Here is a 23537-nt window from a genome sequence, read left to right as displayed (position 1 = left end):
GCGAGGATCGGTGTAGTCCGTCGGCGTGAAGGTGTCCCCGTCCGTGAGGCACCGCTACCCCCGGATGCCCGGAATCGGCGGGCACCCGGGATACGGAAGCGCGTTCCCTTGGGCGGTCGGTCAGGTCGTGTTCACCGATGGCGAGCAATGATGTGGGGGTTGGTAGCTCCACGAAATCACAGGTTGCCAACGATGCGAAGGAGGCTCAAATCACGTACTCGAGTCAATCTCAGAGGTGCTTCTTGTAGAAGGGGATCAGTTTGTCGAGGGCGATCTTGACGGGTTCGGGCTTGTCGTAAAGGTCGTAGTGGGAGAATCCCTCGGCGACAACGAGTTCCTTCTCCTTGGATGCTGCGCGTCGAATGATTTCCAGGCCGTCGCGGTACGCGCCGAAAGCGCCCGGTTTGTCACCGACCACGATGCACATCGGTTGGGTCAGGAGAACTTCGGCGCGGTTGAAGGCATCCCAGCCGACGGCGGTGGCCTGGTGGGAGAACAGGGAACGGTTGACGCCGTGTGGTTTCTGTCCGCGCAGCGTGCGGTAGTACTCGGTCGCCTCGTAGACGTCGATCTCGGTGAGACCCTTTTCCTTGGCGACTTCTGGGGACGGCGGCAGCAAGTCGTCCACCCGCAACTCCGAGCCCCGCGCTTCGGCGGTGCGTTGCGCTGCCATGGCCTCGAGGGCGCCGATGGGGTCGTAGCCGGTGAACGACTCGTGCATCAGGCGACCGTAGTTCGCACCTGTGACCGTGCCGAGGGCCTTGATTCGGCGCTCGGTCATCGTGGCGTTGACGGCGTAGCCGCCCGCGCCGCAGATTCCGAGCACGCCGATATGATTTTCGTCCACGTAGGGCAGCGTGACCAGGTAATCGATGACATAGCTGAAGTCCTGGACACGGAACGTCGGGTCCTCGATGAAGCGCGGCTCGCCGCCGCTGGCGCCCTGGAAGCTCGCGTCGAACGCGATCACCACGAACCCCTCCGCGGCCAATGCGCTGCCGTAGACGTTGCCCGAGGTCTGCTCCTTACAGCTACCGATGGGGTGGGCGCTGATCACGACCGGGTACTTGGTGGACTTGTCGAACCCCGGAGGGAAATAGATATCCGCTGCGATATCCCAGTACAGCGCCTTGATGCTCACGGTCTCGATGTTGTCGGTCATTGGAGTTTGCCTTTCGCGTGCGAGTGGATTGTTGGTGAAACATCTGGAAGTGGAGCGGGCCGTCGCGTCCGACATGCTCACATGAACGCGGGCCGATCCCCGTCTGTCCCCGGCTTGTCGACACCGAGGTTCGCCCCGTTGGGTGACCTGGTACGAAATCTCGTCGTTGTCGGTGAGCCAGGCGGGCCGCAGGATCGTGTAGTCCAGCGAGGACGCCTCGATTGTGTCGGCGGCTACGCGGTAGGTGTCCAGGACCTTGCCGATCTGGCGTCGATTCCATTGCCCGAACGGGCCGGGGACCTCGTCATAGATGCCGAGGGCGGTCACGAAGATCAGGCGTTGCACCCCGTGGCTCTGCATCGCCGCGACAATGGTTTCGGCTTGGGTGTCGATTTCACCTGCGAGATTTGCATAAACGACGTCCTGATCGCGCACTGCGTCGGCCACTTCCCTCTCGTTGAGTGCGTCGCCCTCGACGATCTGTGCGGTGTCGGGCGCACCAGCGAGTCGACTCGCGTCGCGAACGAACAGGGTCAGGTGCAGTCCTTTCTCGGCGAGCATCTCGACCGCCCAGCGTGCGATTCGTCCGTTGGCGCCGATGACCAGCACCTTCGTCATCTCGATGTCCTCCTGATTGGGTGTATGCCGGATCCCGCCGAAAATCAGAGCAGCTCTGCTGATGTCCGATGAGGGACGAGTTGTCGGCAGCGTCCCTGTGCGACGCGGATCGCCTTACGCCTAGATGTTGCCTGACTCCAGGGGACGGCACAGCGGCCAATTTTGTCCAGGGACAAATTGTCCCCCTATCCGTGGTTCAGGTTTGTTTGCCATCATTCGTAAGGTGAACGTGTACAACGAGCAGGTCGAGCGCCGTACCGAAATCGGTGATTTCCTCAAGACGAGGCGTCTGGCCGTGCAACCGGAGGACGTCGGGCTGTCCCGGGACTCCGGCCGACGCCGTCGGGCACAGGGCCTCCGCCGAGAGGAAGTCGCAGAGCTGGCGGCGATCAGCACTGACTACTACGCCCGCATCGAGCAGGGGCGCCGTGCAGCGCCGTGGCCGACCCTGGAAACAATCGCCGGCGCATTACGTCTGGACCAGGCGGGGAGGGATTACCTCCTCGAACTGTCGATGCGGCCACCATCGCGCCCGCCGCGTAAGAACAAAGCCCAGCGTGCGTCACCGCACCTCCTGCGGCTGCTCGACGATCTCGCGACGATGCCGGCGCTGATCCTCGGCCGGAGAATGGACGTGCTCGGTTGGAACGCGATGGCGGCCGCGCTGATGGTCACCGATTTCGCCAAGTTACCGACTGGGCAACGTAATTACGTAAGACTGGTATTCACCGATCCAGCGGTACGACGTCTCTATCCCGACTGGGAACAGACGGGTCGACTCTGCGTCGCGCTGCTCCACATGGAAGTGGCGCGCGATCCACACGACCCGCGGCTCGCGGAACTTGTCGGGGAGCTGTCGATTCAAGACGTCGACTTCAGACGTTGGTGGAGTGACCACCAAGTCGCGATTCGCAACCGTGGCGTCAAACGGTTTGACCACCCGCGAGTCGGTTCCCTCACCCTCGAGTGGGACACACTGGCTTGTGTGGGCGACCCCGACCAACAACTGATCACCTGGAGCGCCGAGGCGGGGACAGCGTCGCATGACCGGCTCGCGGAGCTTCGGCAAAACAACTGAGAGTGGTGAAAGTGAATCTGCCGAGGGACATGAAGGAGTTCCTGGTCAGCCGACGAGCGAAAGTGACACCGGATCAGGTCCGGTTGCCATCGAGCGGCCGTCGGCGCGTTCCCGGTGTGCGTCGCGAAGAGGTTGCTGCGCTGGCGGGAGTCAGATCGCAGGGGCACTGATGCTGAACGAAGCGGAGACCTGAAGGCGAAGCGGTCAGGCACTCCGGAAGATCGTTTTCAGCTCCAGGTACGGCTCGAGACTGTTGGGCCCGAGTTCTCTGCCCATGCCGCTGTTCTTGACGCCGCCGAATGGTGCCTCCGTGGGGAACGACGCACTGTTGACACCGATCGTGCCGGTCACGATGCGCCGGGCGACAGCGGTGGCGTGCTCGCGGTCCGGGGAGAACACCCCGCCGCCGAGGCCGTACTCGGAATCGTTGGCGATGGCGATGGCCTCGTCCTCGTTTTCGTAGGCGATGACGACGAGGACCGGGCCGAAGATCTCTTCGCGGGCAATGCGCATGTCGTTGGTGACGTCACGGAAGACGGTCGGCTCGATGTAGAAGCCCCGGTCGTTCGCCGTGGATCGGCCCCCGCCGACGACGACCTTCGCTCCTTCACGTTGTCCCAGCTCCAGGTACGACTCGACGCGATCCCGCTGCCGTTCGGACACCAGGGGGCCGAACAGGTTCGCGGGATCGGTGGGATCGCCGATCGGGATCTCGCTCAACGCGGCACTGACAGCGTCGACTACTTCGTCGTACCGCGACCGGGGTGCGAGCACCCGGGTCAGCGACCGGCACACTTGGCCGGTGTTCGGTGAGCATGCGGTTGCCACGAACGGCTTGAAGGCGTCGAGATCGACGTCGTCGAGCAGGATGGCGGCCGACTTGCCGCCCAGTTCGAGGGTTACCCGCTTGAGGTCCCTACCGCAGGTCTCGGCGATGGCCTTGCCGGCGACAGTGGAGCCGGTGAAGGCGATCTTGCGGACCAGCGGATGCTCGACGAGCGCGCTGCCGGTCTCGCGGCCTCCCGTGACGACGTTGACGACGCCGGCGGGGATACCCGCTTCTGTGGCGATTTCCGCGAAGAGAAAAGCATCGAGTGAGGTTTCTGGTGCCGGCTTGATCACGGCGGTGCATCCTGCCGCGAGTGCCGGTCCGATCTTCCACGCGATGAGGGGTTGGGGGCCGTTCCACGGGGTGATCGCCCCCACCACGCCGACTGGCCGGCGCTGCAGAAGCGCGTCACCGATGGACGTTTCCAGTGGTTCCTCTTCGATGAGAGTGTCGGCGAGCGATGCGAAATACCGGTAGTACTCCGGAACCTTCTGCTGCATCGCCCGGGACACGCTGATCGGGGTGCCGTTCTGCCGTGTCACCAGCGCAGCGATCTCGTCGATACGCTCTTCGTAGGCGTCGGCCAGTCGACGCAGGGAGGCCGCTCGCTCGGACGGTGCTGTCGCAGCCCACGTGACCCCTGCCTCCTCGGCAACCTGCACGGCCGTGGCGATATCGGTGGCGTCACCGTCGACGATGCGTGCGAAGGTCTCCTCCGTCGCGGGATTGACCACGGAGACTATCGAAGTGGAGTGCGCGGTTCGGTATCGTCCGCCGATGTAGTGGGATTCGCTGTCACTGATCATGTTTTGTCCTCCTGGTCTCATCGCGCGGTGAATGGCGATGAGGAGCGGTCTCGTGAGCTGATGACGGCAGCGAATGCCGCAGTCATTTGTGCACAGAGTCATTCGTGCACACAGCGGGTAGGTTGCCTGTCCCATCGACTCCACTTACGTGCGGCCCGCAGCTCCTTCGGATTGAGGCCGCCCCAAATGCCGTGCTGTTCCCCGAAACGGATCGCGCACTCACGGCATTCAGCAATTACGGGGCATTGTCGGCAGATCGACTTGGCGACCTCTTCCTGCCCGCGTTGCGAACGGCGACTGTCGTCGCCGTTCGAATAGAAGACCGCGATATCCATCCCACGGCAACGCGCGTGGAGCCGCCACTCCTCCCGGTCGATCGGTGTTGTGACGGTCATGAATTCAGAGTGCTTTCCCGGCTTCGCGGAACAGTTGTCGAACTACGAACCGACGAGATCCGACGAGGGTCAGTTCAACGGAAGGTAGGTCAAGGCAGTGTCTTCAGCACCTCGAGAAGTTGGTCGTTGTCCGCGCCGATGTCGCGGGCTGCGTGCAGGGGCGGTGGACGCCGACCGTCGAACGACAGGGGCAGACCGACCAGTCCGATCTCGTCTTCCGACGGCGTGCCGATGATCCCGAGCGCGTGGGTATGTTCGTGGGCGACGACTTCGGCGGTGGTCTGGATCGGTGCCGCCGGGATGCCGGCAACCTGCAGCAGTTCCTGCCAGTGGGCACGTGTTTCCTTCGCCAGTTGCTCACCGATCAGCCGGTCGATCTCGGCCCGATTCTGCAACCGTCCGGCGTTGGTGGCGAACCGGTCGTCGGTCGACCATTCCGGATGTCCGAGTGCGGCGCAGAGGCGAGCGAACAGCGGGTCGTTGGCGCAGCTGACGATCAAATCGCCGTCACTGGTCGAGTACGCGCGGTGCGGGACGATGAAAGCGACACCCGACCCGTGACGACCGCCCAGTTCGCCGTCGGCGTTGTAGTTCCCCACGCCGATCGACATCCACGCCATGGCGGTCTCGAGGAGCGACGCGTTGACCGTCGCACCGGCGTGTTTCACCTGACGGCGGTGTAGCGCCGACAGGATGCCGATCACCGCCCACATCGCGGACCCGAAGTCGATGATGGACACCCCTGCCCGCACCGGGGGCTGTCCTTCTTCGCCCGTGATGCTCATGATTCCGGAGAACGCCTGCATCAGCGGGTCGTATCCGGGGAGAGTGTTCAGCGGGCCTACATGTCCGAACGCGCCGATCTCGCAATAGATCAACTCCGGCTTGGTCACCCGGAGGCTGTCGGCGTCCAGCCCGTACTTCGCGCTGGAACCCGGCCGGAGGTTGTGGATGAAGACGTCCGCGCGTTCGGCGATCAGCGTGTGCAGCGTCTTCAGCTGATCTCGATCCTTGATGTCGATGCTGATGCAACGCTTACCGCGGTTGAGCGCATGGAACGCGGCGCCGCTGCCCTTCCATGTGCTCGGCCCCCAGCCGCGGGCGGAGTCGCCCGTCGGACGCTCCACCTTCCACACCTCGGCGCCGAGTTCCGCGAGGATCTTCCCACTGAACGGTGCCGAGGCACTGTCGCCCAGTTCGACCACGACAACTCCCGATAACGGCAGATCACGCTGCATTGTCTTCCTCCTTGGGGGTCAGCCTGCCGAGTGCGCAGCGCGCACTTCGGGCGAGTACGTGGCGCCGGAATTCAGCAACTCGTCTATTTCACTGCGATCAAGACCGGCTTCGGTGAGCAACTGCACCGAATGTTCGCCGAGGCGCGGCGCCGGGTACCGCAGGTCCGGCTGACTCTCGCTCCACTGTTGCGGAATCGCCATCGTCTTCAGCGGGCCTTCCGAGGGGTGGTCCTGGTCGACGAAGAAGCCGACCGCCCTCATGTGTGGATCATCCAGCAACGATTCCGGAGTGTTCATCTCGATGACCGGAATATCCGCTTCGTTCAGAAGCTTCATCCATTCCGCGGTCGTCTTCGTCTCGAACACCTGCCCCAGGAACTCGTACAGGATTCCGATGTTCTGGGTCCGTCCGTTGATGTCGGCGAAACGCGGGTCCTCCGCCATCTCCGGGTGTCCGGAGATTTCGAAGAAGCGCTGCCAATGCTTGTCGACGTAGACGTTCACCCCGAGGTAGCCGCCGTCGAGCGTCCGATACGGGCGGCGGTCGGGATTCATCATCCGTCCGTACCCCCAATCTCCGATCGGCGGATCGAACGTGTGCCCGTACAGGTGGTCGCCCATGACGAAATGCGCGAACGTTTCGAACATCGGTACCTGGACTTCCTGACCGACCCCTGTTTTCTCGCGCCGGAACAGTGCCATCGACACTGCCGTGCTCGCGGCCATGCCGACGACACGGTCGGCGATGGCGGTGGCCACATAGGTCGGCGGACCTGCCTTACGGCTCTGGAGTACCGGCATACCGACCGCTGCCTGGATCAGGTCGTCGTAGGCCGGCCGGTCGGCGTAGGGGCCGTTCTGGCCGAACCCGTAGCAGCCGCAGTAGATGATCCGCGGATTGATCGCGCGGGCGTCCTCGTAGCTCAATCCCAGCCTGGCCATCGCTCGAGGCCGCAAGCTGTACAGCAGCACGTCGGCGGAACCGATCATCCGCTTAAGTGCGGCGCTGCCGCCGGCGGACTTGAGATCGAGGACGAGGCTGCGCTTGTTGCGGTTGAGGTGCAGGAAGATCGCGCTCATCCCGCGGTTGCGGGACGGTCCGACACCGCGAGTCGTGTCGCCGTCCCGTGACTCGATCTTCCAGACGTCCGCGCCCATGTCGGCGAGCAGGAGCGACGCGTACGGGCCCATGAAGTTCGATGTCAGGTCCAGGATGCGCACACCCTCCAACGGTCCGGTCATGTCACTGCTCCTACTGGTGGTCCGTCATGGTGAATACGGGGAGTTTCTGCTCCCCACGCTGTACGAAACGCGTCGTGACCGGGTTTCCGATCGCGATGGCGTCAGGTTCGCCGTCGAGCTGAGCGAACAAGGTGTAGTAATCGTCCATCTTCACGAAGCCGACCGTGTACTGCACGATCGTGGCCCAGACGGGTGCGGTCCACGCACGATCGTGCTGTACGAGTAAATCGTCCCGCTCCCGGTCGATTGTGTCCACGACGATGTCGACTCCGTCGAATCGCCGTGCAAGCAGAGCACGTACTCCGCTGTGCCTGGGGCGATCGTCTGCGACGCGACCGCGACAGTCGACGTCAGCCCGGCGCCCTGCATTGCGATGCGTACGCATCGCCCACGCCGACGATCGCTGCGCCGGGCTTCGACGACATACTCAGTCTTCAGCGCGAAGCTGTAACTCGCTCGGGGCGCGGCTGCTCGGTCGGGAGCGAAGAGCCGACCAACGCATCGAGATCCTCACGTTTGCGGAGCATCAGCAAGCTCCACTCGCTCTTCTGGCAGACCTGACCGTCCTGATTCAGTGCCTTCATCAGCAGGGTGATGACACCGTACTTCTCGTCCTTGTCCTTCTTGCCGATGACTTCAGCTGTCACGTAAATTGTGTCGTTGATGTGCACCGGCGTCAGGTAGCGCAGGCCGTCGATGCCGTAATTGGCTTGGATCGACGGGCCGAAGGTGATCAGACCGGTCATGATCGAGTAGGTGAGCGAACCCTGAACCAGACGCTCCTTGAAGCGCGTCTGCTCGGCGTAGTGCTTGTTCGAGTGGATCTCGATCCAGTTGCCGGTCAACGCACAGTAGTTGACCACGTCGGTCTCGGTGATGGTGCGGCCACCGCTGCGAAACACCCGCCCGACCTCGATTTCGTCGAGGGGCATGTCGATGTCTTTGTCGATACGCACGATGTCAGTCATGAATGAGTCCTTAGTATCCGATTGAGAGATTGGGCCGAGTCGTCGACGCTCAGGCGTTCAGCTTCATCGACTTGGCGATGATGGTGCGCTGGATCTGCGACGTGCCGCCGCCGATGGTGCACTGGATCGACTCGCGCAGGTAGCGCTCCATGTCGCCCTCGGGCAGGTTGGCATAGCCGCCCAGAATCTGCATGCCGTCGAGCGCACACTGCTTGAGGGTTTCCGACGCGTACAGCTTTGCCATCGAGGTCTCGCGGGCGGCCGGGGCGCCCTCGGCCTTGATCGCGGCGGCCCGGTAGCAGAGCAGACGAGCAGCGTCGACGCGGGTCTGGTTCTCCGCCAGCATGTGCTTGAGGACCTGGAACTCACGGATCGGCTTGCCGAACTGAGTGCGCTGGTGTGCGTACCGGTTGGCGTTGTCGACTGCCTCCTGCGCGTTGCCGGTGTAAGCGGCCGCGACGGCGCAACGCTCAAGTTCGAGGTGGTCGGTGATGACCTTCCAGCCCTGGCCCTCTTCGCCCAGCAGCGCGTCCGCGGGCACTTTGACCTCGTCGAGGAAGATCTCGGTGGTGCCTGTCGCGTGACGCGACAGGGTCGGCAGCTTGTTGATGACGAGTCCCGGGGTGTCGTTCGGGATCAGCAGGACCGACAGGCCCTTGTGCTTGTCGGAGGTGTCGGTGCGAACAAGCATCGCGATGACCGTGTTGTCGGCCGCTGCACCTGAGCACCAGAGCTTGGAGCCGGTAATCACCCAGTCGCCGTTCTCGTCACGGCGAGCGCGGGTCTTGGTGTTCGCGGCATCCGAACCGGCGTCGGGCTCGGAGATCGAGACCGAGAAGCGAATGTCACCGTCGATGAACGGCTTGACGTAGCGGTCCTGCTGCTCCTTGGTGCCGAACTTCAGGATGTTCATGGCGGTGAAAGTCGGAACGAGCACCGAACACGCGAAGTCGAATCCGAACTTACCGAGACCTTCTGCCATCAGCGAGTAGTCGAAGATATCGCCGCCGGAGCCGCCCAACTCCTCGGGGAACAGGATGCCGAGCCATCCCTGCTTGGCAATCTTCTCGTACGCCTCGTACGGGTAGAGCCGGTTCTCGTCGCAGTACCGGACGTACTCGACGGTGATTTCGTTGTCCATGAAATCGTTCACGACGTCGAGCCAGGCGGCCTGGGATTCGTCGAGGAAGTTCGAGTTCATATTCTTCTCTCCAGATCGGAAGGAATGGTGCCCGTATCTCGGTTGCACCGCTTTGCATGAATGTTAGAACTGCGCGGCCGCCGAACCTAGTGATTCTTTCCGAATCAGCGATTCGACGAATTCGAATCCTGTTGTGAGGCAAAGCCGAGGGTTAGGTGATTGCGCCCACCGCGCGGAGCGCAGCGAGTTGCTCGGCGGTGAAACCCCAGTCGCCGAGTACATCGTCGGTGTGCTGTCCGGGCGCGGCGGGCGGGCCCTGGATCGCTCCCGGAGTGCGGCTGAACCGCGGCGCCGGCGCCGGCTGCACCACGCCGTCTACCTCAGTGAACGTGCCGCGCGCAACGAGATGCTTGTGCTGCGGTGCCTCGGTCAAGGACAACACCGGCGCCCAGCACGCGTCCTCCCCTTCGGCGAGGGCACACCATTCGTCGCGGGTGCGGTTCCGGAACATCGCAGCGAACCGTTCCTGTATCTCCGGCCAGCGTGTCCGGTCGTGCTGATCGGGCATGTCGGATTCTCTCAGTCCGAGAAGGCGAAGAGTGTTGCGCCAGAACCGTGTTTCGTTACAGGCGACGCTGAGCCAGCGTCCGTCCGAGGTCTCGTACACCTGGTACCAGGGTGCCCCCGAATCGAGCCGATTGGTTCCTCGTTCGTCGCGCCAGTATCCGGCGGCGTGGAGGCCGTAGAACAGGGTCATCAACGACGCCGACCCGTCCACCATCGCTGCATCGACCACCTGGCCATGACCGGACAGCCGGCTCTCGAGAAGAGCCGACACCACTCCCAGCGCCAGATACAGTGAACCGCCGCCGAAGTCGCCGGCAAGGTTGAGCGGCAGCGTCGGTGGCCCGTCCTTGGCGCCGATCGCGTGAAGTACGCCGGTCAGCGAGATGTAACTGGCGTCGTGACCTGCAGCGTGCGCCAGCGGTCCGTCTTGCCCCCAACCGGTCATCCGCCCGTACACCAGCGCGGGATTCGCGGCGAGACATTCGTCCGGGCCGATCCCCAGCTTCTCCGCTACGCCGGGACGAAAACCCTCCACCAGCACATCGGCACGTCGCGCCAGGTCGAGGATCGCGCCGGCGGCCGCATCGTTCTTCAGATCCATTGCTGCACTGCGGCGTCCGCGGTTCATCAGGTTGAAGCGCGAATCAACCGGCGCACCACCGTCGTAGCCCGGGGGTCGGTCGATCCGGATGATGTCCGCCCCCAGGTCGGACAGGAGCATGCAGCAGAACGGAACGGGTCCGACGCCGCCCAGTTCCACGATCTTGACGCCCTCGAGCGGGCCATAGGACTTCTTCATATTTCGGCTCCAATCGACCACCTCGAGTCTATTGCTCACGTGAGTCGGTTCCAATTGAAGAAACGTGAAGTGTCGATTCGAGCAGATCGAATTCCATCGATCCATTTCACCAATTCTATGCCGATATTGACCAATTCGATTGCACAGTGACACCATTCATGGAGACAATATTTCTTCCCGTGCTGCGGTGGAAATCCGTGCACGAAGACAACGGCGCGGTATTCGGCATAGGTCGACACCGTGCGCAGTCTGCCAGTCGAGGTCATCGAACGTACGCCGGCGCTCACCAGCGGGATCGTCACCACAAGGAGTGGACTATGAGAAAACCGAATGATCGCGTCGATGCGGGCAGGGCGGGGTCCGATTCCAGCGAGCGGGCGGCGCGCTCATGCTGACCCGGGGCGCTGTGCTGCGGCAGTCGCCGGGCACGTACGAGGTGGTCGAGCTCGAGGTCGATGATCCCCGGCCTGGGGAAATCCGGGTCAAGATGGCCGCCACCGGCCTCTGCCACTCCGACGACCACTTCGCGACCGGAGACCAGCAACCGGGGATCCTCCCGATTGCGGGTGGCCACGAAGGCTCGGGGATCGTCGAGGCAGTGGGACCGGGCACCACAGGCTTCGCCGAGGGCGACCACGTGGTCTTCTCCTTCCTCCCGGTGTGCGGTCGCTGCCGATGGTGCGCCACCGGTCATCAGAATCTGTGCGATCTCGGCCGCTTCCTCGCCACCGGTGCCCGCTTCGACGATCCGAGCTCGTTCAGACTGTCCCTCGATGGTGCACCGGTCGGACAGCTCGCCGGTCTGGGAACATTCTGCGAATACGTGACCGTCTCGACGGCATCGGCGATCAAGATCGATCCCTCGATCCCCCTGGACATCGCGTGTCTGACCGGGTGCAGCGTGGGGACCGGCTGGGGTGCGGCGGTCAACTCCGCACAGATCCGGCCGGGACACGTTGTCATCGTGATGGGCATCGGCGGGATCGGGATCAATGCCGTCCAGGGTGCCGCACACGCCGGCGCGGGCGCCGTCATCGCCGTCGACCCGGTCGAATTCAAGCGCGAATCGGCGTTGAAGCTCGGGGCCACCCATGCCGTCGCCGACATCGAGGAGGCCACGGAGGTGGCCCGGTCGATGACCAACGGTCAGGGCGCCGACGCCACCATTGTCACCGTCGGCGTCACCAGCGGACGTCATGTGGGGCAGGGTCTGCAGTCGGTCCGCAAGGCAGGTACGTGTGTGGCGGTCGGGCTCGGTGATGTCGCAGTGAAGGACGGTGACATCAACCTGCACGAGCTCGTTCTCTACCAGAAGCGGCTGCAGGGCTCCCTGTTCGGGGCCAGCTGCCCGACCGCGGACATCCCGGCACAGCTGCAGATGTACCAGAACGGGCAGCTTCGGCTCGAGGAGCTCGTGACCACCCGCTACTCCCTCGACGACATCAGCGTCGGCTTCGACGACATGAAGGCCGGCCGCAATCTGCGTGGAGTCGTAGTCTTCGATTCCTGAACCGACGGGCAGGGCGGATGCGCGACGCGCGTCCGCCCCCTACCGGTCGAACTGAACGCTAGAACTCGAAGACACCCTTGCCGTCGCTCGGCTGCGCGAACCATTCGTACGCCTCCACACCCTGATCCAGGGACCCGGTGTGGGTGTAGATGTCGTCGATGAGGAGATTCCGTGCGGCGATGAACTCGGCGCATCGCAATTGCTCGATGGTAATCGCAAGTTCGCAGAATGGAAAAGAGATGCTTCGCTCACGGGAAACAAATGATTCGAAAATATGAAATTGACGCGGTTTCGCGCCGAGGATAATCTCCGGACGAGGTCTATGTGTGGAACCGGCCGCAGTAGGGAGAAGACCTGCTCGACAACGCCGTGATCATCAGTGGCGAACTCGAGGTGGTGCTCGAAAGCGGAGTGCCGACCCTTCTGTGGATCCCTTTCCTTGTGACACTGTCACGACCCGTAATATGCGATGAAATCGTTCCGATTCGAAAACGAAGAAGAGGAGAATTGAGGATGACGTCGGCCTTCTTTCGCCTGGTGCCCGGTCGCGATGGGCGGTCCGAGAAATACTTGCCTCAATCATCCGCTGGAAGTGGTTGGGGCAGTGAGCACATGCGGGGCATGGCCGTCAGCGGAGCTCTTGCTCGTGCCACCGAGAGGACTGTGAAGGAACTCGGGCGGCAGGACCTTCAGCCAGTTCGGTGGACCCTCGACCTCTTCCGTCCCCCGGGGATGAAACCGTCGGTCACATCCACCACCGTAGTTCGCGAAGGACGCCGCCTATGCCTCGTCGATTCGGTGTTGAGCCAGGACGGGGAAGCGGTCGCGCGGGCCAGCGCACTGTATCTCAGTCCTACGACGACACCGGAGGGGATGGTGTGGACCTCGGCGTACAGCCCGCAGCCGCCGCCCGAGGACTACTCCGCCGGCAGCGCCGAACGGCTGTACTACAGCGACAGCGCGGGCTGGACCCCGCCCGCGGACGCACCGCAGAACGGTGATCGCAAGCAGATCTGGCAATTCGCCATCCCGGTGGTCGAGGGCGAGCCACTGACTGCTTTCCAGATGGCCGCGAGCGTTGCGGACGCCGCCAACGTCATCAGCAATTTGGGCAGTGCGGGGCTGGAGTTCATCAACGCCGACGTGACGCTGACACTGGCACGTCTACCTGAGGGCCTCGAACTCGGACTGGCCGCACTCGACCGGGCCGAGCAACACGGCATCTCCGTCGGCACGGGGCTCGTGTTCGACCGAGTCGGAGTGGTTGGTTCGGTCACCGTCTCCGCGGTCGGAAACGCTCGGCGCGCTGTCGATCTCCGTGAGTTCGGGCAGGGCGACGTTGCTGCCCTGCAAACGAATTCGAGCGCCACGACTTAGGGTCTCGCTGATTCTACTGTGCCATCAGGCGCTGGGCTACGTGCCGGGCCTCGGTGATCGCAGCGTCGGCGATCTCCTCGAGTCGGATATCAATTCGTGCTCGTGGCCCGGCGACCGTGAGAACGGCAACGTGTTTGTCACGATGGAACACCGGGACAGCAATGCCGCCGAGGTCGGGTGTCACCTCTTTGCTCGCGTACCCGATTCCGTCACGTGCGATGCGGTCGAGTTCCTCGCGAGCCTGTAGGCGCTTCTCGGTCTCCTCGATGTGGGTGTCGAGGTAGGTGTCGCGGAATCGCTGATCTGCGTAGGCCAGGAAGCACTTTCCTGCGGTGGATGGGAAGAGCGGTCGCCGGACGTGGAGTGCGGGCGAGAAGCGGATCGGTTGCGTCGACTCGATGATGTCGATGTTCACGACGGATTCACCGATCTGAATGCACAGAGTGACCGTCTCGTCGAAGCGGCGGTGCAACGATTCCAAGCTTGCCCGGGCCACGCGGTCGACCGGAGGTTGGTGCGCTGCCAGCAGTGTGCCCACTGCGGGACCAAGCGTGTAGGCGCCGTTCTCGGTCAGGTAGCCGGTGGCGACCAGGCCCTTCACGATGTAGTGCACGGACGATCGGGGGGCGTCGAGCGCTGCGGCGAGTTGGGCGAGCGACAGCCCGTCCGTGCTCCGGGAGACGAGCTCGAGGATCGTCATGACACGTGAGACCGTGCGATGCTCTTTCGCCTCACCAGGGACCGGCGGCACGTGGATCTCCCTCTTCTCGATCACCGATCGAATCAGCCTACAGGTGACTGGGGCACTGCCACGTCGGGCAGTGCCCCAGCCGGATCACCGAACGGCGCGAGCGCTTTCGGCGGAAGGGGTGTGGCTGCTGATGGTGCGGTACTGGTCACCGAGTGCTGCGCCTGCGATGAGTATTGCGCCGATGACGAAGATGAGGGAGACACCCCAGGTCGAGTGGGTCGGGGAGAGCGAGACCATCGTCAGGGCTGCGAGGGGAGCGAGGCCGCCGGCGAGTGCGCCGCTGACCTCGCGTCCGGCGCCGAGGCCCGAGGCGCGGACTTCGGGTGGGAACTGCCGGGCGAGGAAGGACCCGGAAGCCGCGAGCAGGGTGGGCTGGACGATTCCGACGGTGAGGATGAGCGCGAGCCAGATGTAGACCGGTCGGTCGGTGTTCAGGAGCCAGAAGAAGGGGAACGCCAGGCCGGCGACGCAAGCGGCGCCGATCAGCATGATCCGGCGGGTCCCGGCACTGTCGCAGAGCCGCCCCGCGAGAGGGATGGTCACGAGCGCGACGGCACTGGCCAGGCTGATTCCGAACGCGCCGACGTTGGCAGCGACGTCGCGGAACTCGGAGAGGTACGACAGCGAGAACGTCTTGAAGATGTAGCTGATGCCGTTGACTCCGATGGTCGACACGGCGACGACGGTCAATCCACGCCAGTGGTTCTTCAACAGGTCGCGAAACGGCTGCCTCTTCTCGCGGGTCTGCGCTTGGGCCGCGACGCGTTCGAAGTCGGGAGTCTCGGGCAGGTTCCGCCGCATCCAGTAGCCCAGGCCGACGAGGACGAAGCTGGCCAGGAATGGGATCCGCCATCCCCAGCTGTAGAGGTCGGCCTTGTCCAGGCTCGTCACGGCGGCCACTGCCAGCGAGGACGCCAGCAAACCGACGCTCACGCCCATGGCCGGCCACGCGCCCTGCCGTCCGCGTGACTTCGCGTCGGCATGCTCGTAGGACATCGCGATGGCGCTACCGAATTCGGCGCCGGCACCGAGGCCCTGGACGATTCGGAACAGAACCAGCAGGACGGGCGCGGCTATTCCGATCGTCTCGTACGAGGGGATCAGGCCGATGCAGCCGCTGGCCAGCCCCATCAGTAGGAGATTGAACGACAACACGGCCTTGCGGCCGATCCTGTCGCCGAGAATGCCGAACACGATTCCGCCGAGGGGGCGGGCGAGGAATCCGACGGCGAACGTGGAGAACGCGGCGAGAGTGCTGACCGTCGAGCTTTCCGACGGAAAGAAAAGCGGCCCGAACACCAGGGCGGCCATCGATGCGTAGAGGTAGAAGTCGAATAGTTCGAGGGCGGTGCCGACCACTACTGCGGGGCCGACGTTCTTCGGCTTCCGGCGTGGCGGATGAGGGGAGTTGTGGAGCGAGTCCTGTGGCTGTGTCACGGGTCGAGCCTCTTCTCTCACTTCGGACGGCGGCGCATTATTCATATATATGAACACGCCATTCGTAACTACGATGATATGATCGGGAACACTAAGGAGTGAGCTGGGCCACGTCAACCCTGTTTCGGAACTTGTCTCTCACGATCTCGGTCGAGAGAGACACGGCGTGATTGGCATGGTCGAGTCCGTATTTCGCTGATCGTGAGGGCGGTATGGCTATGTTCAACAGGCTTCATCTGATTCGACAGGTCGATCTGTTCACGTTGCGACTGTTTCTGTCCGCGATCGAAGAGCGGCAGATCGGTCTGGCCGCGATCCGGGAGAATATCGCCGCGTCCACGGCAACCAAGCGAATCCAGGCCCTGGAGGACATCGCCGGAATCAAGCTTCTCGATCGTGGGCCCAAGGGCGTAGTCCCCAGCCCCGCCGGTGCGGTCCTCGAACGACACGTCCGCACGATCTTCGGCAACCTCGAGGAGATGCGCTCCGAGATAGCGTCTTTGACCGAGGGAGTGCAAGGCGACCTGACGATCGTGTCGGCCCGATCGATCATCGTGCCGTTCCTGGCGCGGGAACTGGGCGAGTTCAGCCGTGAATACCCGCTCGTCGACCTGGCCGTACGCGAGACCGAGAACGCGGAGATCGTTCAGCGGGTCGCGCGCGGCGAAGCGGACCTCGGGGTCTTCGCGGCCGCACACGAACTCGATCTCGACGGCGTGGATGTCACACCCTACCGTCGGGATCGGCTGGTCGCCGTGGTGCCGCTGGGTCACCCGCTCACCGAGCAGTCCGTCGTGACCTTCCAGGATCTGTTGCCCGAAAGACTGATTGCGGCACGCGCGATGGTGCCGGCGTTCCGCGCCGCGGCGAATCGGCTAGGAGAGCAATTCGATTCCAGGCACTCCGTGCGGAGCGGAGAGGTCGCGATGAGTCTCGTCCAGGCCGGAATGGGCGTCACCGTGCAGCCGGAATGTCTACTCAGTCACGAGATGATGGGCCGCGTCGCGGTGATGGAATTCGCCGAGCCGTGGGCGGCGCGCAGGATCCACCTCGCCACCGCTCGCGGGCGGGCTCCGAGCCCGGCTGCGCGCGCACTCGTCACCCAGCTGCTCGACCGCCCGCACGACTCCGATGACGCGAATTCGTCCTGAGTGAACCGGCGGGCGCATCCCGGTCCGGCGCCACCATCGCGTGAACGAAGTCCAGGGTACTTGCCGGTATGCTCCAACCATGCAGTGGCAGGTCGATCTTTTCAGCCTGAGGCTCTTTCTTTCGGCCGTCGAAGAACGTCAGATCGGGCTCGCTGCGGCGCGGGAACATATCGCCCCGTCGACCGCCACCAAGCGAATTCAGGCTCTCGAGGCCATGGTCGGTCTCCCCCTCCTGCATCGGGCACGAACGGGCGTCGCGCCGACCGAGGCGGGTGCAGTTCTGGCTCGGTACGCGCAGAGAATGCTCGCCGACTTCGACGATCTGCGCTCGGAACTGGCTACCCTCACCACGCAGGTCGAGGATCGGCTCGTGGTCGCCGCGGCACACTCGGTGATCATCGATCTCCTGGCGCCTGCGGTCCGACGGTTCATCAACGAGCGTCCGTTCGTCGAGCTGTCGCTGCGCGAGGTGGACAACAGCGAAGTGATTCGCCAGATCGAAGCCGGGGAATGCGATATCGGCGTGTTCGCCAGCGTCGGCGAACCAAAGTGTTCCGCTGCCGAGATGGAGCTCCTCGGCAGCGAGCCCCTCGTCGCTGTACTGCCACGAGAGCATCGCCTCGCAGATCGGAGTACCGTGAGGTTCGGCGAACTTGCCGCCGAGGGGCTGATCGCGACACAGACGACGGCGGCGATCTTCCAGGATCACGGAGCAGACACCGGCGATTTCCGACATGTCGTGCGCACGGGTGAGGTGGCGCTCGGTATGGTCCGGGCCGGCCTGGGAGCCACTGTCGTCCCGCAGCAAATGGCCACCCAGGCAGCAGATTCCGAGATGCTGGTGCGGCCGCTCGAGGAGAGTTGGGCGGTGCGACTCATCAACGTCGGCACCGCGACGCGGATGTTCGGGACGCCGACGGTCGCGGCTTTTCTCGGGTGCTTGATCAGGCAGGTGCCGCAGACGCCCGCGGAGTAGATTCCGCCGCAGTGAGCGGAGTGGCGATGCTCTGAGCTGCATGCTTCGACACCCGCGAAGGGTGCTTGCCGAATCGCCAATTGACTGTCGTGATCAGCCGTTCGATAGTTGTAAAGGCGTAGGTCACATCGGGCCGGGGTTGTGAGTCGAACCCGAGTCGAACCCCGTTGCCGTGCGTGAATATCCCGCGGATGAAGGTGAATTCCATAGGCTGCGTGGCGAATAGAGCATTCATCTGCATTTCGAGAATCGGCAGGAGTTTCATCATGGCGTGGCAGGGCAAGTACACGAACTTGTTCATCGGAGGCGAATGGGTCGAACCCGCCACCGGTGACACCATCGAAGTCGTGTCGCCGTTCACGGAACGGGCGCTGGCCCAGATCCCCGCCGGTTCGCGTGAAGATGTCGACCGCGCGGTACGTGCCGCACGCGAGGCGTTCGATGGCGGACCGTGGCCGCGCATGAGCCTGCCGGAGCGGATGGATGTGGTCCGCCGATTCGGCAAAGCGATCACCGAGAATCGCGAATCGATCGCGACGTTGATCACGGAGGAGATGGGCTGTCCGATCACGCAGACCGTCGCATCCCAGTCCGGCGCCGCCATTGCGTTGATCGATACCAACCTCGAGCTCGTCGAGCAGTACGCGTGGCGGTCCGTGCGCCGCTCGAACACCGGCAACGCGCTCGTCACCCGCGAACCGATCGGAGTGGTCGCCGCCGTTGTGCCGTGGAACGCGCCGCTGTCGGTCGCGATGCTCAAGCTTGTCCCCGCCCTGCTCGCGGGCTGCACTGTCATCCTGAAGCCGTCCCCCGAGGCTCCGCTGAGTTTCTACTTTCTCGCGGAAATGGTTCAGGCCGCAGGTTTCCCGGCCGGCGTGGTCAACGTCGTCACCGCCGACAGGGCCGAGAGCGAATACCTCGTCACCCACCCCGGTGTGAACAAGGTGTCGTTCACCGGTTCGACCCTCGCCGGCCGACGCATCGCGTCGCTGTGCGGCAACGACCTTCGTCGCTACACACTCGAACTGGGCGGAAAGTCGGCCGCGATCGTCCTCGACGACGCCGACCTCGACGGTGCTGTGCAGTCCCTCCGGACGCATTCGTTCCGCTACAACGGTCAGGCGTGCACGAACAAGACGCGGATCATCGTGTCGCGGCGTCGTGAGAAGGACCTGACCGACCGGTTGGCCGCGATGGTCGAGGGTCTTCGCGTGGGCGATCCCTTCGACCAGTCGACGGAGATCGGCCCCTGGTCAGCATGCAACATCGCGAGCGCGTCGAAGGGTACATCGCAGCGGGACGGGAGGAAGGCGCAACCGTCGTCGTCGGTGGCGGCCGACCCGCCGAGTTCGAGCGCGGCATGTTCGTCGAGCCGACCCTGTTCACCAACGTCACACCCGATATGAGGATCGCGCAGGAGGAGATCTTCGGTACGGTTGTGGGTGTGCTCGTCGTCGACGACGAGGACGAGGCGATCGCCGTCGCGAACGACTCGGCATTCGGGCTCAGTGGCGCCGTGTTCGGCGCGGATCCCGAGCACGCACTCGCGGTCGCCCGCCGGATCCAGACCGGCGCCGTCGAGATCAATGGGAACGGCGCCGGCTTCCACGCCCCGTTCGGCGGATTCAAACACAGCGGTATCGGCCGGGAGGCCGGCCTCGAAGGATTCGACGCCTTCGTCGAGTTGAAGTCCTACGGCTTCTCACCCGAGGTCGCCGACACCCTCGGCTGACACGGACCACACCCTCATTTGTCCTGCACACCCGAAAGGTTCTGCCATGACGGCAAATCGACTCTGGCCCTTGGCTGGAGCATCCATCACCCTCGACAGCGGCTTGATCACGATGGGTCACCACGGGCCGCTCTCGGTGCCGATTCCGACCTTCCTCATCGAGCACGATCGAGGCCTGGTCCTGTTCGACACGGGACTGGCACCGGAGGCGTGGAACGACCCCCGGTCGGTGTACGGCGACCTGGTCGATGTGTTCGCCCTCGACTGCCCGCCGGAGAATACCCTCGAACTGCAGATCCAGAAGTGCGGTTTCGAGCTCTCCGACATCACTCATGTCGTCATCTCCCACTCCCACTTCGACCACACGGGAGGCATGTACCTCTTCCCGGAGGCCGAGTTCTACATGTCGGAGGTGGATCTGCGCTACGCGTTCTGGCCGGACCCGCCCTACCGCGGCTTCTTCCGGACGCAGGATCTCGAGCGGACCCGGTCGTTCAAGTGGAATCCGCTGCGTGAGGACTACGACCTGTTCGGCGACGGAAGCCTCGTCATCTACCAGACCCCCGGGCACACCCCCGGCGAGGTCAGCTTGCTGGTCAAGCTTCCGTCGCGGTCGTTCCTGATCACCGGCGACGCGGTTCACCTTCGATCCGGACTCGAATCGGAGTGCCCGTGCCCGGTGGACGTCAACGCGATCCAGACCGTGCAGTCGATCCAGCGGATCAAGCAGATCAGTGCGAGCGTGCAGGCCGAGATCTGGGTGTTGCACGATCCGGACGACTGGGAGCGGCTCGGCACGGTCGAGGGCGGCTACAAGTGACGACGCCGCGCTAGACAATTCTTCGTTCCGGGGGGCGTAGCAGTGAGAGAGAGTATGAACAAGAGCAAGGACGAGTCCGGAATCGCCGGTCTCACACAGCGACTGGCGGAACATGTCGCTCACGTGGCGAACTCGCCACTGACCGGTGAAGACGTCGAAGCGGTCCGGCGGCTGTTCCTCGACAGTTTCGTCGTCTCGCTGTGGGGGAGCACTCGCCCCGCGGCGATGCAGATCGCCGACTGGTCGCGCAGGTTTGCGGGCACCGGGAACAGCGTCGTCCTCGGTGGTGAATGGACGACCGAAGCGTCCATTGCCGCCCTGGTCCACGGCACCGCGGGGCACAGTTACGAACTCGACGACACACATGACGTGACGACGAGCCACCCGGGTTGTGTGATCATTTCGGCAGCGCTTGCCGTCGCCGCGGAGACGAACGCGTCGCAGTCGGAGTTGTTTCGCGCCGTCGCCGCCGGCTACGAAGCGATGGCGCTGATCGGCACGACCTCCGGCGGGCTGGAGACGGTCCACCGCGGATTCCACCCCACCTCCGTCTTCGGTTCGTTCGGCGCCGCGGCGGCGGTGGTGAGTCTGCGGGCGTACCGGAACCAGCAGCCTGTCGATCCGGCAGTCCTCGTTACCGCCTGGGGACACGCCCTCTCCCAGGCCAGTGGCTCCATGCAGTTCTCGGTCGAGCCGACCGGGGGCGAGGTCAAACGCGTGCACGCCGGACTGGGCGCCCGCAACGGTGTGCTCGCAGCAGACTTCGCGATGCTGCCCGATGTGACGGCACCGCAGCTGTCGATCGAGGGAACGTACGGTGCCGCCGCCAGTTTCGGCGGACCACTGCGCAACGTCACGCCGGACGACAGGCTGCAGATTCACGTGATCAGCTTCAAGCCCTACTCGTGCTGCCGGCTGTTCCACTCGACGATCGACGCCCTGCGGGAAGTGACGGACGACTTCAGCATCTCGATCGACGACATCGAGGAGATTCTGGTCACCGGGCCACAGCTCATCGCCGATCAGCACATGACCAAGGCAGAGTCCACCATGACGGCGCAGTACAGCTGCCCGTACATCGTCGGCGCGACGCTCGCCTACGGGCCCACCCGATACGACGCCTACGGTGAGGCATTCCTCGAAGACGAACGCATCCTGGGGATCGCCGGCAAGGTTCGGTTCGACGTCGATCCCGCCCTGGAGGAGAAGTACTACCCACGGCACTTCGCGACCGGTGTGCGGATGCGATTCGTGGACGGCAGCACCAGGTCGGCGACGGTGGTCGACAGCGTCGGCACGGCGCAACACCCCATGACCAGGGATCAGATCATCGCCAAGGGCGACGGCCTCGCATCTCAGGGCAACTTCCCGACCGGAGACGAACTGGCCGCGGTGATCTGGAACGACGCCAACGGTGGCGTCGAGCTGGCGAAGGCGTTGACTTCCCGGTAGCGCACTGCTGCGCACACTTCACCCTCGGCTCGAATCAGCTTGCCGCAGAACGCGGCTGCCGCGATGCGGATTCGAGATTCACTTATTTGGTCCTGGAAGGACTGGGCATGATCTACGCAATCTCCGTTCTCGTCCTGGCGGCGATCTTCACGGTCGCCACCGTCGCACCGATCAATATGGGCATCCTCGCGTTCGCCGCGGCGTTCATCGTCGGCGCCTGGGTTTCCGACATCCCGATCGAGGAGGTCGTCGACGCCTTCCCCGCGGGGACCTTCCTCATCGTGGGTGGCATCACGCTGGTGTTTGCCATCGCGAAGGCGAATGGCACCCTCGACTACATCATGGACAGATGTCTGCACCTCGTCCGGGGCCGACGCTGGGCCATCGTGTGGATGCTGTTCGCACTATCCGGTCTACTCATGTCGATGGGAGCCGTGCTGGCAGTCGGAATGCTCGCCCCGATCGCGATGCCACTTGCGGCGAGAAACCGCATCAACCCGTTCCTGATGGGCATGATGATCACTCACGGGGGGCTGGCTTGCGTATTCTCGCCGATCAATCTGTATGGCGCACTGGTCACCGGCATCATGCAGTCGGCAGGTCTGCCGACGAATCCCGGCGCCATCTTCCTGGTGCCGTTCGTCCTGAACCTGGCAATCGGGATTGTGCTGTTCCTGATCTACGGCCGTGACCTCGTCCGACGCGACAACCGAGGAGACGAAGCCGTCAGCGCATCGGACGGTCCGATCGGCGGGATCGGGGCGGGCAGCCTGCCGTTCCCCGAATCCGACGGCACTGGCGTATCGACCGCGGTGTTGAAAAGCAGCAGGACGGGCATCGCCGCCGACGCGGCCCCTGCTCGTCCTCGGCTGAACCGCTACCAGTGTGCAACCCTGGGCGGCATACTCTTCCTGGCGGTGGGTTCGGTCGGATTCGGTATCGACATCGGGGTCAGTTCACTCTGTGTGAGTGCCGCGTTGCTCCTCATGGCACCCAAGTCGCACCCGAAAATAGTGGACGATGTGGCCTGGCCGGCGGTGGTTCTGGTCTGCGGAATGCTCACCTACATGGCCGTCCTGACCAAGAACGGAACTTTGGACTTCCTGGGCAACACGGCCTCCGCGGCCCTGGCGCCGCTGTTCACCGCACTGATCCTCTGCTATGCGGTCGGCATCCTGTCGGCGTTCGCGTCTTCTACGGCCACGATCGGTATCGCCTTGCCGCTCGCGATGCCGTTGCTCCTCGGTGGCGAGGTAGGCGTTCTGGGATTCGTCGCCGCGATCGTCTTCTCGGCGACTGTGGTCGACGTGAGTCCCTTCTCGCTGCACGGAGTCATGATTCTGGCGAATGCGGAAGTCGAGGACAAAGTGCAGTTCCAGCGAAAGATGCTGGCCTACTGCGGCATCATCGTGTTGTTTGCGCCGCTCGTCGTGTGGGCGCTCGTCGTCGTGCCGACCTCCGTCTAGCCTGATCGCGTCGTTGTCACGG

Annotated in this window: 20 protein-coding genes and 1 pseudogene; 9 read left to right on the top strand and 12 right to left on the bottom strand. The window is 63.9% G+C overall.

Annotation, left to right across the window (positions count from 1 at the left end):
• Positions 1-229 precede the first annotated feature (229 nt).
• Positions 230-1780, bottom strand: a complete 1551-nt coding sequence (locus MLGJGCBP_RS54330; protein WP_160097422.1) for an NAD(P)H-binding protein — start codon at positions 1778-1780, stop codon at positions 230-232.
• 229 nt (positions 1781-2009) lie between these two features.
• On the opposite strand from MLGJGCBP_RS54330, the gene MLGJGCBP_RS18120 reads away from it, so the two are divergent.
• Positions 2010-2858 (top strand): helix-turn-helix domain-containing protein, encoded by an 849-nt coding sequence (locus tag MLGJGCBP_RS18120; RefSeq protein ID WP_236581186.1) that lies wholly within the window; start codon positions 2010-2012, stop codon positions 2856-2858.
• Positions 2859-3062: 204 nt separating this feature from the next.
• Here MLGJGCBP_RS18120 and MLGJGCBP_RS18115 read toward each other — a convergent pair whose 3' ends face one another.
• The 8 genes from MLGJGCBP_RS18115 to MLGJGCBP_RS18080 all read right to left on the bottom strand — a co-directional run bounded on the left by MLGJGCBP_RS18115 (position 3063) and on the right by MLGJGCBP_RS18080 (position 10843).
• A complete protein-coding gene (locus tag MLGJGCBP_RS18115) occupies positions 3063-4493 on the bottom strand; it encodes an aldehyde dehydrogenase (protein ID WP_236581185.1) in 1431 nt (476 codons plus the stop codon).
• A gap of 98 nt (positions 4494-4591) precedes the next feature.
• Complete coding sequence (locus MLGJGCBP_RS18110) at positions 4592-4888, bottom strand: WhiB family transcriptional regulator (protein ID WP_160097416.1); 297 nt, start codon at positions 4886-4888, stop codon at positions 4592-4594.
• An 89-nt stretch (positions 4889-4977) separates the two neighbouring features.
• Complete coding sequence (locus tag MLGJGCBP_RS18105; RefSeq protein WP_160097414.1) at positions 4978-6126, bottom strand: CaiB/BaiF CoA transferase family protein; 1149 nt, start codon at positions 6124-6126, stop codon at positions 4978-4980.
• 18 nt (positions 6127-6144) lie between these two features.
• The gene (locus MLGJGCBP_RS18100; RefSeq protein ID WP_160097412.1) at positions 6145-7368 is read right to left on the bottom strand and encodes a CaiB/BaiF CoA transferase family protein; all 1224 of its coding nucleotides are present in this window, start codon (positions 7366-7368) and stop codon (positions 6145-6147) included.
• Positions 7369-7378: 10 nt separating this feature from the next.
• Entirely contained in the window at positions 7379-7624 is a 246-nt protein-coding gene (locus MLGJGCBP_RS18095; protein WP_201453115.1) for a hypothetical protein, read from the bottom strand.
• Positions 7625-7802: 178 nt separating this feature from the next.
• Positions 7803-8336: a MaoC/PaaZ C-terminal domain-containing protein gene (locus tag MLGJGCBP_RS18090; RefSeq protein WP_201453114.1), complete on the bottom strand. Its 534-nt coding sequence runs from the start codon at positions 8334-8336 to the stop codon at positions 7803-7805.
• Positions 8337-8385: 49 nt separating this feature from the next.
• On the bottom strand, positions 8386-9537 hold the full coding sequence (locus MLGJGCBP_RS18085) for an acyl-CoA dehydrogenase family protein (RefSeq protein WP_160097410.1): 1152 nt from the start codon (positions 9535-9537) through the stop codon (positions 8386-8388).
• A 151-nt stretch (positions 9538-9688) separates the two neighbouring features.
• Positions 9689-10843 carry a CaiB/BaiF CoA transferase family protein gene (locus tag MLGJGCBP_RS18080; protein ID WP_160097408.1) on the bottom strand — a complete coding sequence of 385 codons (1155 nt, stop codon included), beginning with the start codon at positions 10841-10843 and terminating at the stop codon, positions 9689-9691.
• 388 nt (positions 10844-11231) lie between these two features.
• Here MLGJGCBP_RS18080 and MLGJGCBP_RS18075 point away from each other — a divergent pair, with 388 nt between their 5' ends.
• Positions 11232-12353 carry an NDMA-dependent alcohol dehydrogenase gene (locus MLGJGCBP_RS18075; RefSeq protein WP_160097406.1) on the top strand — a complete coding sequence of 374 codons (1122 nt, stop codon included), beginning with the start codon at positions 11232-11234 and terminating at the stop codon, positions 12351-12353.
• Between the two features lie 58 nt (positions 12354-12411).
• Here the strand turns inward: MLGJGCBP_RS18075 and MLGJGCBP_RS18070 are convergent, their stop codons facing one another.
• Positions 12412-12552, bottom strand: a complete 141-nt coding sequence (locus tag MLGJGCBP_RS18070) for a hypothetical protein (RefSeq protein WP_160097404.1) — start codon at positions 12550-12552, stop codon at positions 12412-12414.
• Between the two features lie 314 nt (positions 12553-12866).
• Here MLGJGCBP_RS18070 and MLGJGCBP_RS18065 point away from each other — a divergent pair, with 314 nt between their 5' ends.
• A complete protein-coding gene (locus MLGJGCBP_RS18065) occupies positions 12867-13730 on the top strand; it encodes an acyl-CoA thioesterase domain-containing protein (protein WP_160097402.1) in 864 nt (287 codons plus the stop codon).
• Positions 13731-13743: 13 nt separating this feature from the next.
• On the opposite strand, the gene MLGJGCBP_RS18060 is transcribed toward MLGJGCBP_RS18065, so the two are convergent.
• Positions 13744-14481 (bottom strand): IclR family transcriptional regulator, encoded by a 738-nt coding sequence (locus MLGJGCBP_RS18060; protein WP_160097492.1) that lies wholly within the window; start codon positions 14479-14481, stop codon positions 13744-13746.
• 84 nt (positions 14482-14565) lie between these two features.
• Complete coding sequence (locus tag MLGJGCBP_RS18055) at positions 14566-15918, bottom strand: MFS transporter (protein WP_160097400.1); 1353 nt, start codon at positions 15916-15918, stop codon at positions 14566-14568.
• A gap of 218 nt (positions 15919-16136) precedes the next feature.
• Between MLGJGCBP_RS18055 and MLGJGCBP_RS18050 the strand changes: the two genes are divergently transcribed.
• The 6 genes and pseudogenes from MLGJGCBP_RS18050 (at position 16137) to MLGJGCBP_RS18025 (ending at position 23515) form a co-directional block, all read left to right on the top strand.
• On the top strand, positions 16137-17069 hold the full coding sequence (locus tag MLGJGCBP_RS18050) for a LysR family transcriptional regulator (protein ID WP_236581183.1): 933 nt from the start codon (positions 16137-16139) through the stop codon (positions 17067-17069).
• A gap of 79 nt (positions 17070-17148) precedes the next feature.
• Positions 17149-18045: a LysR family transcriptional regulator gene (locus MLGJGCBP_RS18045; protein WP_160097396.1), complete on the top strand. Its 897-nt coding sequence runs from the start codon at positions 17149-17151 to the stop codon at positions 18043-18045.
• Between the two features lie 191 nt (positions 18046-18236).
• A pseudogene (locus tag MLGJGCBP_RS18040) lies at positions 18237-19777 on the top strand (aldehyde dehydrogenase).
• Between the two features lie 46 nt (positions 19778-19823).
• Positions 19824-20597, top strand: a complete 774-nt coding sequence (locus MLGJGCBP_RS18035) for an N-acyl homoserine lactonase family protein (RefSeq protein ID WP_160097394.1) — start codon at positions 19824-19826, stop codon at positions 20595-20597.
• A gap of 54 nt (positions 20598-20651) precedes the next feature.
• Positions 20652-22049, top strand: a complete 1398-nt coding sequence (locus MLGJGCBP_RS18030) for an MmgE/PrpD family protein (RefSeq protein ID WP_160097392.1) — start codon at positions 20652-20654, stop codon at positions 22047-22049.
• Positions 22050-22156: 107 nt separating this feature from the next.
• Complete coding sequence (locus tag MLGJGCBP_RS18025; protein ID WP_160097390.1) at positions 22157-23515, top strand: SLC13 family permease; 1359 nt, start codon at positions 22157-22159, stop codon at positions 23513-23515.
• The last annotated feature ends 22 nt before the right edge of the window (positions 23516-23537 follow it).

This window comes from Rhodococcus sp. T7, assembly GCF_009872365.1.
In the GTDB taxonomy this organism is placed as follows: domain Bacteria; phylum Actinomycetota; class Actinomycetes; order Mycobacteriales; family Mycobacteriaceae; genus Rhodococcus_F.
This window is presented reverse-complemented; position numbering and strand designations above follow the sequence as displayed.